We start from the raw sequence: 16,254 nt of genomic DNA on the forward strand, positions 1-16,254 counted from the left end.
GGAAAATTCATAAAGTCATACTGTTCCAGAGAGTATCTTCCTCTACCTCTAATTCAGCAGATTCCTCTTCCCCATCACTGTTCCAATCACTCTCTTCTCCCTGATTTCCTTTCTCTGTGTCAGAAGATGCGTTTGCTACAACCTTAGCTGTGTCTATAGGTATCGCAGCAGGTGTGGGTGTTAGTGTAGTTGTAGTTTCGCCTGATGCCATAGGTACAGACGTGGCACCTAGAGAAAGAAGTAGAGATGGAGGCAATTTTTTGATCCCGCATATCGCCATGATTGTCCCTACTCTCCCCAACAACTGCTCTATCGCCCACAACCCTGCTTCCTCTAACTCTTCCCCTGAAACACCATGCTTTTTCATCACCATTGGCATCCAAAATGCACTAGCTGCATCTTCGACTATCTCAGTCCCACTTCTCCCTGAACGATGGTTCTCCAATAAATACTGGAACATTTTCCCTTTCCACGTATTAAGACTGCGTGTCATTTTAGGAAAATCTATTGCGTTGCGAGTCTTATTCGTCTTCGTCACTTTTTCTTCTCAGCACTATTAAAGTTATTCTCTATACAAAATTATTACTGAAGAAGTTTTTCGGTGTCTTCCGCACTTTCAACGCTTTTTTACGCCTTTCTACGGCTTTTTCTCTTTTTTATGTCTATAAATTTGGCTCTGTGTCACTATAGTGTTTGGAAGAACTTACGCTTTTTTACGATTTTTTACGCTATTTGTAATCTCCCTCTATTCCTCATCATTCCTTTATGTCCATATCCGTATAACCCTCACTACACAAAGGTTTGCGCCTCCTGCTAGCATAGACCCAACGCATAGTGCCACACGACAGTGGTGGTGAGACGCCAGCCATGTCGCCTGTATACGCTGTACGCGTATACCGCCCCTGTGGTACGGGGCGACGGCGACGGCTGGCTCCTGCGGAGGGCGAGGAACAGCTAGCTAGCACAACAACTTGTTTGTCATGCCAACAAAGACTAAGAGGTCTGATGGAGTTGCAAGAAAGATTACGCATCCAGTTCGCTTTGCTGCTGATGAGTACGAGCAGTTGAAGAAGAAGGCGTATGAAGCAAGGGTGAGTATTGGGGAATTCATTCGTCGTGCTGCACTACGCCGTCGTGTTGTAGAACCTCCGCCACCCCCGCAGTTAAATTGGAAATTGTACGAAGAACTGAATGCAATTGGGGTGAATCTTAATCAGATAGCTAAAGCAGCCAACAGAGCAGCAAAGTCTGGACAAGACGTAAATATTAATGTCGAGCAACTGCAAAACTTAGTGGAATCTCTGTATACATCCATCAGGGAAACACAAATGCAACTACTGGAGTGTGGTGTACCAGATGACGATCAAGAACAGTCCCCTTAATTTTCAGGGGATCGCCTATGACTCCATTTGTCTAGTAAATTTGGAATAGTTCCTTTGATTGGCAAGCAGTTCAAAAACCAAAGTTTCCGTTCCACCCTGGACTATGTGCTGGGAAAGGAGAAAGCCACCATTATCGACAGTAACATGGGTGGCACTACACCCAGACAGCTAGCCAAAGAATTTGGGGCAGCCAGAAGAATGCGACCCAATCTCCAACGTGCCTGTGCTCACGTTATTCTTTCTATCCCCCACCGCGATGCATCCCATGAGAAAGGTGAGTACCACGAGCATTTAGAGGATGAACAGTACGCAGAAATTGCCCAGCGCTGGATGAAGGAAATGAAATTCCTGGGGGAGGGTTTTCACAAAAGCCAGTACGTAATTGCCCGTCACCACGACACTGAGCACGAACACATCCACATAATTGCTTCTCGTATTCGCATGGACTCTTCGGTTGTACCCGACTCCTGGGACTACCGCCGCAGTGAGGTAGTGATGCGCCAATTGGAGAAGGAATATGGGTTGGAAGCTTCCCCCTGTAGCAGTGATAGGGTTGCTACTACAGTTAAGGAGAAATATGGAATTGAAACAACAGTTAGTGATCGTCGCGCCCAAACCCAAAAGCAGAAACACCATTCTTCTGGCAAACCACCTGTGACTCAACTACTGGCTGAGATCATTGATCAAGTAACCCAAGATAAACCCACTGTCACCGAGTTAATTGCCAGACTTCAGCAGCAGGGTGTTGTGATTCACCCCCAGTTCAGCACGAGGGGGTTGTTCAAAGAAGCGATCGCTTTTGAAATAAATGGAGTAAAAGTAGCAGGCAACAAATTAGGATCAGCATACAGCTTTCCTGGTCTTCAGAAAAAACGGGGCATCTCCTATGATCCAGAACGTGATTTGGCTGCAATCAGAAAAGCTGCTGCTGGAGAATTGGTTGAATTAGCTGTCAAAGTACCACAGAATAACCAATTGGTAGAAGAAACATTACCAGCTAAAGAGCAATTGGAGATGCCAATAGTAGAAGTGGAACCATCAACTACGGAGCAGTTAGTACTCGTGTCGCCTGTAGTTGGTGGAGACTTAGAGGATCTGCCACTAGATGAACCAGAGGTGAAACGATCTACAAAATACTCTGTTGCTTCACCCAGCATCAAAGAAAAACTGAAGCTTTCAATTAATACAGCAGCAGCAGACTATCCCTCAATGCCAGAGTTAATTGCCAAGTTGTACTCAACTGGTGTGGGGATAGAGGTGGAGTTTAGCAGTCGGGGGTCACCCAAAGAGATTTTCTATAAGCTAGATGATATTTCCACTGCTGGTAGCAACTTGGGTAAACAGTACAGCTTTGGGGGATTACAGAAACACCTAAGTGTTGACTATAACCCAGAATGGGACAATAGGTTGATTGAAACTCTTATGCATTATGGCACAGAGGGACGTGCTATTGATGACAGCTATATCGACCGATTGAGACGCTATCGTCAAACTAAGGAGCAGGAAGCTAGGAGAACACAGCAAGCAATGCTGCTACTGGGAATGAGGACAGAGGATGAACTACCAGTGGCGATCGCATCACAGGATAGAGACGAAGCTATAACAATTGAGACTAACGTTGCCGTTGAAAAGAGCATTACAGCAGAAAGTGATACTCTTCCAGCGAAGAGTAATATTACCTTAACCATTGATAATGCTAGTGATGACTCAGGGACTAATGACTGCTCTTTAAAGAAGGACGCAGCCAACGAGAATACTTTTGACCAATTTGTTCACAAAGCGGTTGCACCATTGGAAGCAATTGAACAGGAGTATGCTAACAAAATTGGGACGACTATTCGACTATTGTGGCAGCACCTAGGACAACCCAAACAAATTAATGGCAAACACTATGACCTGCAGCTTGTTGGAGAAACCCTTCAGCTAATGAGAAAAACTGGGAAGCAGATTGCTTGTATTCCTTTGTCTTCATCAGAAGCAGGATCATTTGAAGACTGTACTCAGGAAGATTGTGAAAGATTCGACGAGCTACTAGCAATACTTAAAAGCGAAAATTTGCAGCAAAGTCAGCAGGCTCATCAACATCAGAGAACAGAACTAGATTAGTTACCCAATTATCAAACCCGGCACAGAAAATCTTTTTTGAGGGGTTCACTCTTAGAGGTCACAGGGGTCATTTGGGGTACACCAATTCAATGGGTTTTATATACCCTAAAGAACACCCAAGTATACTCCATATATGGGTTAATTTGACCTATAAAGCCTCGCGAAACTTTGGGGTACTTATAGCCCCTATTTATACCCCAAAACTTGATAGTTCTCTAAACAAATTTCGCTATGGCTTATTTGTTGATTCTACATTCCACATCCCAAGATACTCTATCAGGCTTGTAGTAATGGGACTTAAACATTTTTTAGGAAGAAATAAGGCTTAAACCCTTATAGGGCAAGGGAAATACACCTGATAGCTAAGAGTGCTTGAAACCCTGAATATATTAAAGCAAAGTTTTTATCGTGCAATTGTCTACAGTAGCGCACTATAATTTACACTAACGTTAGTGTATTTCACAAAAGACGGTAAAGAAGTCTGCTCTTTATAGAGTTCTCGAAATCGTCAGAAGCTGTCTAGCAAACGTCAGCACCCTTGCCTAATGTTTAAACTAAACATACCTAAATTAGATCTGCCCGATTACAGATTTAACCCCACGATATAGACCAAGTGGGACGCGCCCAATCTCAATCCTTTTACACTAACGTTAGTGTAAAGCCCTAACAGAAAAATGAAGAAAAAATCTGCTCGGAAACAGATTCGGCTAGCGATCACAAGTAATGCCGGAGGATCAGGAAAGACTACAATGGCAATCCACTTGGCATATGCTGTTGGCATTAAGGGCTACAGAGTTTGCCTCATAGAACTCGATCAAAATGGCTCTTTACGGATCTTTGCTGGACTCGAACCGGCGACATTGGAGCGTTCCATCGCCTACGTCCTTAGAAAAGATTTTAAGGGAGATTATCCCTTAAGTCCACTGTGGACGAGTCACGCCAAAACTATCACAGCAATCCAAGGGGGCAAGCCACTAGAAGATAGTATTCGGGAAGTGTATCTGTACGATCGCCGACACTACACTCTTATTGACCGTCTAGAGGACTATCCCCTAGCTGCCGACTTGATCATCTTCGACACTCCTGCTTCCTTAGAACCAATGGGACTGATGGCACTAGCAGCCAGTACCCACGTTCTAGCAGCAATCAAACCTGAATACAAGGATACAGGAAGCTTTGCAGATTTGCTGGACTGGTATTATAACAAAGTGGATGAACTGAGACTACGACCAAAACCAGCACTCATGGGATTTGTCCCGGCTCGGGTCGATCTTTATGAAGTTGGGACACACCGAGATATCTTAGGGTTGGATAAGAAAGGTCTTCCCAGAAAGGATATCGATCCCTCGGAAACCTTACCCTCGATCATTCAGCAGATGGGGATTCATTGCTTCCCATATATCCGGGAATCAAATTACTACCTAAAAGCCTGTGGTGCTGGTCTCCCACTACATTTATATAGACCAGGATGTGAAGTTTACAAAGACTTTGACCCGATTGTCAAACAACTCATCAAACTTATGGTAGAGGAATAAGATGGCAGCACGCAAACCAATCGAGATGAAGCAGTTGTTTTCAGAAGCAGGGCAGTCCCAACAGATCCACCAACTTAAAGGACAAATTGAAGAACTGGAGGCAGAACTTGCCCAACTCCGGTCAGGGATGCTTAATGCTAAAGAAAAAGCTGCACTAGAACAGCAAATTAAAGACTTAACAGACCAACTTGCCTATAGTGGGGGAGTCCATGAAATTGAACTCCAACGGATCCAACCAGATCCAGATCAACCAAGACAAACATTTCCTCCCTACCAGATCCAAGAGCGTGCCGAGAGCCTCCGCCGCAATGGGCAAAAGACCCCTATTGTGTTGATTCCCCAAACAGATGAAGACTATATCCTGTTTGATGGAGAACTGAGGTGGAGAGCCGCGCAATCAATTGGTTGGAACACTCTTAAGGCAGTCTTTTTACCAAAAGAACAGATTTTAGCAGCAGAGGAAGTCTTTGAAGGGCAGCTGGTGACCAGTATTCATAGCCAGAAACTGCACGATCTGGATCTGGCAACATCTCTAGTCAAACTTATAGTTTACAAGTATCCTGACCTGAAAGAGCGAGAAACCGAGATTCCAAAAATCCTTAACACTGGAATCACTCAACTGCGACGTGGGCAAAAGCACTTAGAACTTAACCAGATTCGATTAGCAGAACAGGTAGATCAACAAGAGTGGCTGGAGACAGCCGGTTTCAAAAAGATTGAGGAACTAGAGGTGATTGCAGTCCTCTTGGGGCTACAGCTTAACCCGATCTCCATCAACAACAATATTTTTCCCCTCATCAGCCTTGCAGAAGATCTTAAACAAGTTATTCGCCAAGAGGGACTAGAAAGTAGTAAAGCCAGAGAAATCAACAAGCTCTCTGCTCTCCAGCTTGAGGTTGACGAAGCCAAAGCACTTGTACTACGTAAGGAAATTACCCAAAAAGCCATTCAAGAAAAACTCTCCTTAAGTGATATCAAACGATTAGTTAACGATACTCTGGCTCAGTACTCCCCAAAAAAAACAAACCAAGCTAATAAAATTATTAAGCTCTCCAAAACAATCCAAGACTTTCAAGTACAGACTGCTGAGAAAGAAGAGCTAATGTCTTTGCAACAAATTCTTGTAGACAAACTAGCCGAGATCGAGCAAGCTCTGAAACAGTAGATCTGCTTTAAGGCAGAGCAGCGGTCTATCATGAGACATCGCTTAATTGATAGTTTAACCTTATCCCACACAATCACTGTTAGAAATTTCTCAAGTGGAGCGTTATATCTTTTGATATAAGCTCTGGCACAAAATCTACCCTAAATTCTACTTTTCTTCACTATCCTGATTACCAAGATAGCTCTTAGAATCCGCTTTAGGAGAACTCTTAGTAGCTAGAAGTAATGTCAATTTGGTTAATCACGCCTATCTTAATATTTTGTGTCTCTGTCAAAGGGCAGGCTGTCAGTATCTTCAAAATTGCGCAAGTCTTGCTGCATTTGCTTCCTGCGTTGGCCATAGCTCTTGGTGTCAGCAATTTTCGCTTGCATCTGCTGTTCTCCGAAATTTACACCTTGTTCCGCATATTGAGCAGATACTTCGTTGTAGTTGTCTACATCAATCTTTTTACGGCGCTCCATCTCTTCAAGCGCTCCCTTGCTAATACCAATACTATGGGCATATTGGACATACTCTGGTCTGAGGGAACCATCAGGATTAAATTGCCGCTTCTCCTCTTCGGTAAAAAAGTCATAAGCTGTGTAAACCGACCATGGTTCTGGGTCGGTTTCGTCTAAGTGTTTAAGATGCTCATATTTTGCTTTCAATCTAGCAGCATAGTCACCGATTGCCTCGTTACTCATACCTATAGATAACATCTGCTCCCAAGCTTCATTTTTTAGTGTTCCATCTGGATTAAATTCTTTCTTGTGCATATTTAACCAACGCTTTAATCTTGACATACCACATCCTTACAAAATTAATTATTTTTTATTAAGAAGAACTGAATGAGTTTATGACACTTTTATTCAAACACTTCGATACTAGACTCAAACAGTGGGTTCACACAGATGGTGATCCCAAAAATATCGATTCAATTCTAACTGAGGAATTAGATAATACTCTGCTGGAGTTTTTCTTTCCAAATAAGGAGTTCTCCTTTGGGCAGATGGACGACTATAGTACACCAGAAGATTTGAAAAATCATCCAGATGATCATGTTCTACTCTTGTCATCTAAAACACGACTACTCTATGGTCCAGCAGAATGTCTAGAAGTCATTGAAAAACTTTGCCCAGACCGCAAAGACCGTGGTGCATACGGTTCCATCTTTCTTGGCTCATGCAAGAATGCCATCAACGAACAGCTAAACATTTTAGTGGTGGATGATGCCACAGGGGAAAATGGAGGATTCCTTAAAGACGAAGATGGTTGGAAGTTGGTAGGTGATTGTTATGGGCAAATCTCGACTGAACTATATGATCGACTGACTAAAAGGGAAGAACAAGGGGACAAGAGTTATCGCGTGATCCAACACCGCTTTGGATGGCGATCGCAAGATGGTGACGATATCCAGTACCGCTTTGGCAAAGGAACACTACGACCCTACAACATAGACGAAATAAAATACGCTGACCCCACTAACAAACCCAAAATCGACCTCATCATTCCCCTATCCAGCTTTAAAGGCACGGATAAAGATAATCCCTCTGGTCCAATTAAACCCCAAATCAAGCCAGGTTTGTACAATCAAGCCATTTGGTTGGGTGAAAAATCACAGTCCCAGAAAGGAAAGACTGCTATTTCCCAGCTTCTTGCATCTTTTCCCCGAGGCGTCAAGGACTTTGCAGAGGAATTAGAAAATCTTGCTCAAGAACTTGCCGAAACCCAGAAAGACCCCAGAAAAGTTGCACAATTATATTGCGAGAAGTACGAAAAGCGCAAAGCATTCACTGAACAGCAAAAAGCTTCCCTAGAACAACAAATCAACGCCCAAGTAACAGATGGAACACTTGAAAGACAAGTGGAGTTATCTGTTGCCAATCCTGACTCAGAAGAAGAGTTAGACATAGATGATTTAAATGAGGATAACCCAAAATCCGAAAAAGAAGACTTGTTAATGTACAAAATTATCAAGGCAGATCTACTTGGTCATTCACAACTTTTGGAAACTGAGAAGGTTAGACAAGAACTAAGTCGATTTGTGCAAAATGAATGGCGAGATATTGCTCTTGGTCGCACCATCACCTTCAATCGAGGCATGATTATTCCCTCGAAGGAACTGAAAAACGGTGAAATTTGTGTACCCTGGTTTAAGGAAGATGAAAAAATTCTCAACTTCCGCTCTCCCTTCCTAAACTCCAATGGTTTATGTGTTTCCATCAACAAACACGTTCAAGACTACATGGGACCAGATGGAAAACCGCTAGAAGGTATTATCATAGTCAATGACGAAGACCATAAGCGCATCCAAGCTAGAATTGACGTACTAAAATCTCAAGGAATTGAAACTGATGAAGTAGACCCAGCAGAAACAGAATCAGAACGCCAAGGTCGAGACTTTGATGGTGACTGTATTGGTGTGGAATTAGCCAACAAATATCCCAATTTTACAGCCGAAGCAGAGTACAAAAATCTTCCTGAACAAGCCTACGCCCCTACAGTCAAACTGAAGAAGCAATCATTTTATAGAGAAGATAGCACACAGCCTCCTTTTGAAGAAATTGCCATCCACATGAGTGATGGTATCAGTGTTGGTATTATCAACAATCACGTTACAGCACTAGAAGCTTTAGAGTCAGAAATCGAGATCCTAAAAACTTATGGAAGTAGGGAGCAGCAGTCAGAGTATTTAAACCAAGTATCAGGTCACTACAAAAAGCTATTTTCTTTAGAAAATAACGAAAAATACTCTAAACCAATTAGGGAAGAATATAGGGAGTACATGAATGAGTTCGTTGTACTCTCTTCAATGCAAAACAGGACTCCTGAAATTATACAGCAAGCAATGGAAATTAATCGCCTGCTGTACAGGAAAATGATTGAGGAAGCCTGCTACCAAAACCAGATAGCAGTTGATTTGTTCAAGAGCGCTAAAACTCCTGACATGGACTTAATTAAAGAAAATAAGCGCTATCTGTATAGAGACGTAAACTACATTAAGGACAAAAAATTAAGGTCAATCTATCTCAATGAAGGGATTGTTCCTAAAGGTTACTCTCCAGTAGAACTGCTCATAAGTCAAACTAATAAATATTTTCAAGAAGCCCAACTTGAATCTCGCCCTATCATTCAGTTTCAGGATCTATTTACAGGGGTTGAATTCACGCCCCAACAAAAATATACTGCCCTCCTTGCCAAACAAGAATTCGATACAAAATTTAATGAAGCCACTCATTTAAAACGGCGACGAGAGACTGAACAAGGTCCCTACGCTATCATCCAAACACTCCAAGGAACACAAATAGAAATCACAAACCTTACTCGTTACGGAAATCCAAGAATTTGGAAAGCGCAGACACTTAACATCCGACTAGAAGAAATCCAAGAGTCATCCCGCAGCAGTGAGCGCCCTCACAAGTTGTTAGCAGTGGCTCAGATCAATGGGGAAGTAGATCCAGAAAACGGACAACCTGTATATAGCAAGTTAGGCACAGTGAGCAATCAGTCTACTATCGACCACAAGCTAAAAGCCGGAATGACTACCCTTGGAGCAACCTTAATAGAAATCAAGCCAGAACTGAGCAAAAGCCAAACCGAATTGCTGTTCCAACAAGCTTATGAAAGTGCCGAAGCATTCCGTACCGCCATACCTGAGTCAGAAAGGCAATCCGCCGCCGCTGCAGCTTGGAGCATATCAGCCACAAGACAAGATGAAGTAGAAAAAGAATTTAATAATTCTTCGGAAATAGCAGAATCGGGAGATAAACAACAGGTAGGTAAGCACAAAAAAGTATCTAATTTTGTATTTGTTGCTTTCCCAAACGAAATTATATCTAGACTAGATGAACTGCAATTTACTGATATAAAGCTAAGAGGAATTGGGAAAGAAGGTGATAGTTTTAAGGAAAAAATATGGAACCCAGAAGAAAAATATTCTATAGAAATTAGAGCTAGTCACTATCCAGAGGGGCATGAACGCTATGGTTCGAGGCTTGTCTTCGTGAAAGATAGCGACGGGCAATATAAGGAATTCGCTGTTCTGGAACAAAGAACTGGGAGATTACCAATCAACACCAAAGCAGAGGTAAACATTGTGCCGGGAGAAGCTTACACAGCTAAAGCTACCCTCCAGGAGCAGGGAAAACATAAGATTGAATTTACCATCAGAGAAATTAGTAAATTCTCTTATGCTGGTACGGCTTTCAACGGCGAACAAGTTACCCTCTCCATTGGCAATGTAGCGGTCCCAGATCAAACTGTAAAAATTAAACTTGATGGCAAAACACTAGGAGAGTTGGACGCTGACTCTGTAAAACAGCTTAAAGAAATTAATTATCTCAATAATGGCAATCCCCTAATCCTCAAATTTACATCCATTTCTGAAGGTGAAAATAAAGGTGCATTTCTTATAGGGGAATCACCTAACGGCAATTTGTTGAGAATTAATAAAGTTAGTTTCTACGACTTCAAAAGTCAAACATTTAATGACAAAGAATACAAAAACGTTACGATAGAAATCCCTCCTACTAAAGATAGAGACGCAGTATTTCTTAATGGAGAACCCCTAGGAGTGTTGCACTTTAAACAAGACAAAGAAGCACTTAAACAATTGGGAGTTCTTAAACACGGACAGCTTACTTCTATATCATGTACCCTACAAAGCAACTTCTCCCACACCTTTATCGAAGTTGACCCCAACACTGTTCAGTATCCTGAAATTTGGACAAAGGAAAGCCAAGCTTTTGAAGTAACCACAAATAGTTCTACGTTCACACAACAAGAGGTGATGATTGAAAAGAGCACACCTCTACTACAAAAAATCAAGGAACGTCCCACCATCTTATTCTCCTCTCAGGAAGATAGAATGCTAGGACTGATGGGGATGGCAGTAGATAACTATAAGGTTGATACTGTAACCAAATGGTTAACCAACCATGATATTGAATTCAGCCAAGTTTTTCCAAAAGATGCTCCATTAGAGACTCAAAAAGGTCTAGCAGTATTTAACTTAGTTAGCCATTCAATTCCTTCCCAAACTCTTGAGATGATGCTTGAGAAGTTTGGTAAAGTTCTTGATTCTACACAAGGTCGAACTGGCATACCAATTATTTCAGAACAAGCTATATACTTCTACAACCCATCTCAAAAATACATAAGTGAAGATGCAACTCAGTCTACACAGAAAGAAGCAGTAGGGTTAGTAGTGCCAGCACAAGATGCGATAGAAGTATCAAGTTGGCTATCTTCAATCACGCTTGAAAAGCAGTATTTTATAGAGAATAATTGTGCGACTTTTGTTATTGAGAAAAGCCAACTCCCTGAAGGTATGCAGCAAAAACTCTCATCCCTATTAGGAGAACCAATAGATGTCGGGAAAGTGGAGGGATACAACCTCTACGAGCAAAAGCTTACTCTGCTTAATGAAGTATTATACTTGGCAGACAGCAAACTATCACTCTTACCACAAGAAGTGAGCGAGTACCACCAAAGAGTCAATTCTTTACCCAATAGACCGCAAGTTATTAGTGAAGACTTAAATAAAGTAGATCTATTTAGCACATCAGTAATAGAACCTGGAAGCGCAGTTAAGAGTACTCTAGACAAACAATTTGCTGCACAAGCCTCGCCCTCAGTTAACCCCACAATCACACAAGATATTCTCGCAGTACCCTCTGGAATCATCGTGCAACAGGTTAACTGCCAGGGCAAAATGGGTGCAGGACTGGCAGCAGCGATCGCCGAGAAGTGGCCCAAAGTTAAACAAGAGTATCTCAACAAAAAAGACTGGCAGCTAGCAGATGTGCAGTTTGTACAAGTATCACAACCAAGAGAGCCTACACTTATAGTAGCTAACGTTGCAGGACAGTACAGCTACGGTACTGATAACAAACAAACTGACTTTGAAGCTCTAAAAGCAGGATTAGCCAAAGTTGGTCAGTACGCTAAAGAAAACAACTTGCCAGTATATATTCCCGACCATTTGGGGTCAGGGCTAGCCGGGGGCAGAACGCCGGTACAAAAGGAGCAAACTTGGGCGCGGGTCAAAGAGATTATTGTTGAAACAATACCAGATGTGACCATTGTATTCAAACTCCAAGAACAGGGGATCGTCATATCGGGCAAACCCATCCCGATGAACTATCCCCTGATGATGCATGGTGAAACCAATCCACTCCCAGTGGACACTTGCCTTGATGCCATGCGAGGGTACGGTAGAACCCACACTACCAGAGCTTACGAACCCTACAAGCAATACAGTTTCAAAGAAGGGGATATTGCGATCGCCACTGGGGGAGATAAACAAGTCGCCTTTCGTGTGGGCAAGCAGTACCGAATTACTCAAGAGGTAATTGCCGACCCTGATTACCAGCAGCAGTGGGCGCAGCTGGAAAAGCATTCTGCTAAAGCCCTATCGGAACTGTTCACGGGTAAGCAGCAGGTATGGGGGTTGCACATGGAACCTCTAGGGGATTACGTAGATGGTAAAATCGTACCGTTCCCCGAACCGCTTCCAATTAGGATTCAACAAGCAAGCACCACTACGCAGAAAGCCGTAGAAAATACTGATGTCCAAGTTACAGAAACCAAAATAGCACCACCAGTTAACATCTGTTCTGGAAGTGCCAACCCGTTAGGAGCAGCGCTGGCTAATCCGACAGTGTTAGCAAAGCAACTAGGAAGCATTCAAGGTAACTACCCGGTGTCTTTCCGCGACAACCCGGCAGTACCAGCACTTAAATCTGGTCCAGAGACTTATCAGGAAGAGAAACAGGAGGGCATTCCTTTTGCTTCGGCAGAACAAGCATACCAACACTACAAGGGAACAGTGCCCTTAGGAGAACCGCGAGTGCAGCTGATGGCGGAGATTATTCAAGCAAAGCTAGAACAGCATCCCAAATTGTTTCAAGCCATTCAACAACAGGGAGGGGTGAAATGGCTTGAAAGCTGCACCCACTACGTCACTTCAAGCAGAGACAATTATTGGGAAGGCAAGGGCAAGGATTCCCCATTCATCCGTGCTCTTATCGACGGATACTCGAAAGTTTTGGAAAAATCCCAAACTGCCGAAAATATTGGTCCAACCATTACAACGAATACCGCTTCTGTCTCAACAGCGGAAGAAACAACGCTCCCTACATCACTCACTTCCTCCCCAAAAACAAGTAACCCTTTAGCACAACTAAAACCCCTAAATCATGCTGTAGCCCATCACATGAAGAAAGATGTGGCGATGGCAGAAGTTGCCACCCAATTCATTGGCTTTTCGGCTGCACCACCTGATACACCCTCCAGCACTCGCAATTATGAGCAAGCTTGGGGCGAACGAGCCAATACTGGAGTATATTCAGCCCATGACATAATTATGGTTTCTGGCTCTGGTCCCTGGAGGGGAGTTACTGGGCAACAAATTCTCGAAACATTCAACAACCACTATGTACCCCTACTAGATAAAGCGATCGCATCTGGCAGTTCTTTTATAGTGGGCAATGCAGCTGGCACTGACCAGCTAGTACAGCAATACCTACAGGAACATGGATATAGGCTGGAAGCTCAAGAGGATGGATACATAAGCGCTTCATTCCAGGGAGTCATCACTTCTATTGATAGCAGCAATACTCAAGACGTTGCGCCAACACAAATTCCTGTTTCACCATCACTTGGACTTCCTGCACAGCCATTATCCGTACCTCTAGCTGCTGTGTCTCCAGCCGTCACAACAGATCAAAATCCTTTTGCCGCATCTTCCCAAAAAATCCCTCAAACAGGAGTGATGGCTGACACTGTGGGGAGTTATGAACAAGCCACCATCGATAGTTTGAGGAATTGGTACAGCGCTGCGGAGAAACTAGGCAAGTCAGAAGAGTATAAAAATCGCATAGCAGAAGTTGCTAGTGAATTTAAATCTGGGCAGGGATTGCCAGAGAAAGTATTAATTGCGATGACCAAAGATATGGAAGAACTGCGTGCTATAAATCGGCTCACTCAAATTGCTCAAAGAATTGGTGATGTTCTGGGACAGCCTGAAGGCAGCTCGGTTCAAGTCAAGATTAAAACTTACGATATCTTTCTCAATCCCTCTCAAAAAGACTTAACAATTTCTTATAAAAATGGAGCTACGATTCTTGATATTCAATTAGGTAAAGTATATATTAACCAAGTTTCTCCTGGGGTGATTCAATCTTTTGAAGACATTAATAATAAAATCGATACAGCTTTATCTCAAGTCAAATCTGAATATATAGAAATGTAATTTTCATTACTATTATCTTAAACTTAGAAATAAAAAAATAAAAAATATGACTACAAATCCTTTAGTGAATCTTGGTAAACACACTGCCAACATATCCTCAGATATATCTCCTGCCAAAGCTGCTTATATCCTCAGCCAAATCTTAGAGAAAGTTGGTTATGATGAGCAATCTTTTGAAACTCCTGTAGATGAAGTTAGTTCTTTTGAGCAAGATGATGCTATCAGAACTTTAGCAAACATGATTGCTGAAGTGAATTCAGGAAAATCTTACGAAGAGTCTATATTAACAGCATTGTCTTTGGATCAGGAGCGTACAGAAGAAATTGAACACAAAACTGTAGCGTTACTCTTGGCAGAAAATAAAGAAAAATCACCTTCAACGCAGCCTTTATCTGTAGATGAATTAGATAGTAGCCCAACATTTAGACGAGATGTTGTTGAGGCTGTATCAACTCCTACTGGACAAGAAAAAACTTTAGCAAAGCAGCATCAGCAAAATACAGAAGATATACACCGATATGTGATTCCGCTAGTCTTAACAAGACTAATGAAAGAGAAATCAGCTATAGAGAGTGAGGACGCTGAAGGTTTAAAGACTAGATTGTATAAGTCAGAAGAGTTTACTGCGGCATTAAAAGTTACTACTGAGGGTGAGCAGTTGCTAACATTAGATAGAAATATTGCTATGGAGAATGAGGAAGCCAGAGCCTTGGAAGCTACCAGAAGATCTTCTCAGCTAAGGTTTGATATTATTATCAATAATATCACTCAGCAAGAGCTAGAAATAATCAAAATCATAAATCTACAAGAAGCTCATAAAGCATCACAAGAGGTTTCTAAACAGGGAGAACTAGGAAGTCACGAATTCTAAGAGGTGTTGCAACCCCACGACTATAAGCCGAAGGCTTGTGGCCCCTCGTACCTCCCCGCTGGGAAGGAATTTTTCGTGTCCAATCCCTCCATTATTTGAAATATTTTCTCAGTCTGTGTGATTTCAAGCATGTTCTGACCACAATACATATGACATGATTGAAAATCACTTAGGACAAGATATCCTTGAAAATTATGAACTGAGTTGAAAATGCTCAAACTTAAGTACCACAATCAATCCAGATTATATAGTTTGTATGTATTGATAGATGAAGGTAGCGACAAGAATGTAGTAAATAATTTTGTTGTATTGGTTCAATTTTTTGGAATCGACAATTTTTCAACCATACCGTGACCATTATGATTGTTTTCAACTATATCTTGTCCCTTAGTTGAAGGAAAAAGAGGAGACTGAGATCTTGCGCCTTCTCAATAAGGGCTGGTCTGCAACGCCCACACCACGAAAGAATAAGCTTTTTGGGCTTCGATTTTCGCTGCGAAGATAGTGGTGCAAGATCTAAGGAAAGGAGTTTAGTTAACTTGAAATTTTCAACTCTGGGACACGTTATGGTTGATAATCCCAACATGTGATCACGATTTGACGGAAAACGTTATGTTGCGTTTTGCTGCAATCCTTGATATTACGTTTGGTTGGCCACACAATGGTTGAAATCACGGTCTCCAAAGGGATGAACACTGCGAAATAGCTAGATTAAACCTGACCATATCCCAACGAGAAAAGCTAGAAAAACGATAATGAGCTTTTGATGATCTGGTATGGAGTTATGGGGGTAAATAATCCAAGCGACTGCAAGATAGAAACAGCTAAAAACTGGTTTGGTAGGAATAATACCTAATCCAATAACAGATAAGACAGCTACTAATGCCCAAGCTACAAAATACTCTATCTTTGCCAAAATTCTATCTAGTTTAGTACTATACATATTACTTGAAATAGCAACT

At 42.2% G+C, this 16,254-nt stretch carries 9 protein-coding genes; 6 read left to right on the forward strand and 3 right to left on the reverse strand.

Translation table 11 applies throughout. The features are described from left to right. Window positions 1-7 precede the first annotated feature (7 nt). Entirely contained in the window at window positions 8-538 is a 531-nt protein-coding gene (locus G4P69_RS07065; protein ID WP_208348887.1) for a hypothetical protein, read from the reverse strand. 442 nt (window positions 539-980) lie between these two features. Here G4P69_RS07065 and G4P69_RS07070 point away from each other — a divergent pair, with 442 nt between their 5' ends. From G4P69_RS07070 to G4P69_RS07085, 4 genes are all read left to right on the forward strand, one after another. Further along, a complete protein-coding gene (locus tag G4P69_RS07070) occupies window positions 981-1,382 on the forward strand; it encodes a plasmid mobilization protein (RefSeq protein ID WP_208339067.1) in 402 nt (133 codons plus the stop codon). A gap of 27 nt (window positions 1,383-1,409) precedes the next feature. After that, window positions 1,410-3,488 (forward strand): relaxase/mobilization nuclease domain-containing protein, encoded by a 2,079-nt coding sequence (locus G4P69_RS39030; RefSeq protein ID WP_243902117.1) that lies wholly within the window; start codon window positions 1,410-1,412, stop codon window positions 3,486-3,488. Window positions 3,489-4,162: 674 nt separating this feature from the next. After that, on the forward strand, window positions 4,163-5,023 hold the full coding sequence (locus tag G4P69_RS07080) for a ParA family protein (protein ID WP_208339066.1): 861 nt from the start codon (window positions 4,163-4,165) through the stop codon (window positions 5,021-5,023). A 1-nt stretch (window position 5,024) separates the two neighbouring features. After that, window positions 5,025-6,188 (forward strand): ParB/RepB/Spo0J family partition protein, encoded by a 1,164-nt coding sequence (locus tag G4P69_RS07085; RefSeq protein ID WP_208339065.1) that lies wholly within the window; start codon window positions 5,025-5,027, stop codon window positions 6,186-6,188. A gap of 251 nt (window positions 6,189-6,439) precedes the next feature. Here the strand turns inward: G4P69_RS07085 and G4P69_RS07090 are convergent, their stop codons facing one another. Next, window positions 6,440-6,970: a hypothetical protein gene (locus G4P69_RS07090; RefSeq protein WP_208339064.1), complete on the reverse strand. Its 531-nt coding sequence runs from the start codon at window positions 6,968-6,970 to the stop codon at window positions 6,440-6,442. Between the two features lie 53 nt (window positions 6,971-7,023). On the opposite strand from G4P69_RS07090, the gene G4P69_RS39035 reads away from it, so the two are divergent. Together G4P69_RS39035 and G4P69_RS07100 are read left to right on the forward strand one after the other, a co-directional pair. Further along, window positions 7,024-14,421 (forward strand): macro domain-containing protein, encoded by a 7,398-nt coding sequence (locus tag G4P69_RS39035; RefSeq protein ID WP_243902116.1) that lies wholly within the window; start codon window positions 7,024-7,026, stop codon window positions 14,419-14,421. Between the two features lie 46 nt (window positions 14,422-14,467). Continuing rightward, window positions 14,468-15,292 (forward strand): hypothetical protein, encoded by an 825-nt coding sequence (locus tag G4P69_RS07100; RefSeq protein ID WP_208339063.1) that lies wholly within the window; start codon window positions 14,468-14,470, stop codon window positions 15,290-15,292. A gap of 706 nt (window positions 15,293-15,998) precedes the next feature. On the opposite strand, the gene G4P69_RS07105 is transcribed toward G4P69_RS07100, so the two are convergent. After that, window positions 15,999-16,235: a hypothetical protein gene (locus G4P69_RS07105; protein ID WP_208339062.1), complete on the reverse strand. Its 237-nt coding sequence runs from the start codon at window positions 16,233-16,235 to the stop codon at window positions 15,999-16,001. Window positions 16,236-16,254: the final 19 nt, after the last annotated feature.

The sequence above is a fragment of the Aetokthonos hydrillicola CCALA 1050 genome (assembly GCF_017591665.1).
GTDB classification, from domain to species: domain Bacteria; phylum Cyanobacteriota; class Cyanobacteriia; order Cyanobacteriales; family Nostocaceae; genus Aetokthonos; species Aetokthonos hydrillicola.

What these genes read in the sequence shown, in the direction of transcription:
- G4P69_RS07080 (WP_208339066.1), top strand. Translation starts at nt 4,163, where the DNA reads ATGAAGAAAAAATCTGCTCGGAAACAGATTCGGCTAGCGATCACAAGT.
- G4P69_RS39035 (WP_243902116.1), top strand. Translation starts at nt 7,024, where the DNA reads ATGACACTTTTATTCAAACACTTCGATACTAGACTCAAACAGTGGGTT.
- G4P69_RS07085 (WP_208339065.1), top strand. Translation starts at nt 5,025, where the DNA reads ATGGCAGCACGCAAACCAATCGAGATGAAGCAGTTGTTTTCAGAAGCA.
- G4P69_RS07105 (WP_208339062.1), bottom strand. Translation starts at nt 16,235, where the DNA reads ATGTATAGTACTAAACTAGATAGAATTTTGGCAAAGATAGAGTATTTT.
- G4P69_RS07090 (WP_208339064.1), bottom strand. Translation starts at nt 6,970, where the DNA reads ATGTCAAGATTAAAGCGTTGGTTAAATATGCACAAGAAAGAATTTAAT.
- G4P69_RS07070 (WP_208339067.1), top strand. Translation starts at nt 981, where the DNA reads ATGCCAACAAAGACTAAGAGGTCTGATGGAGTTGCAAGAAAGATTACG.
- G4P69_RS07100 (WP_208339063.1), top strand. Translation starts at nt 14,468, where the DNA reads ATGACTACAAATCCTTTAGTGAATCTTGGTAAACACACTGCCAACATA.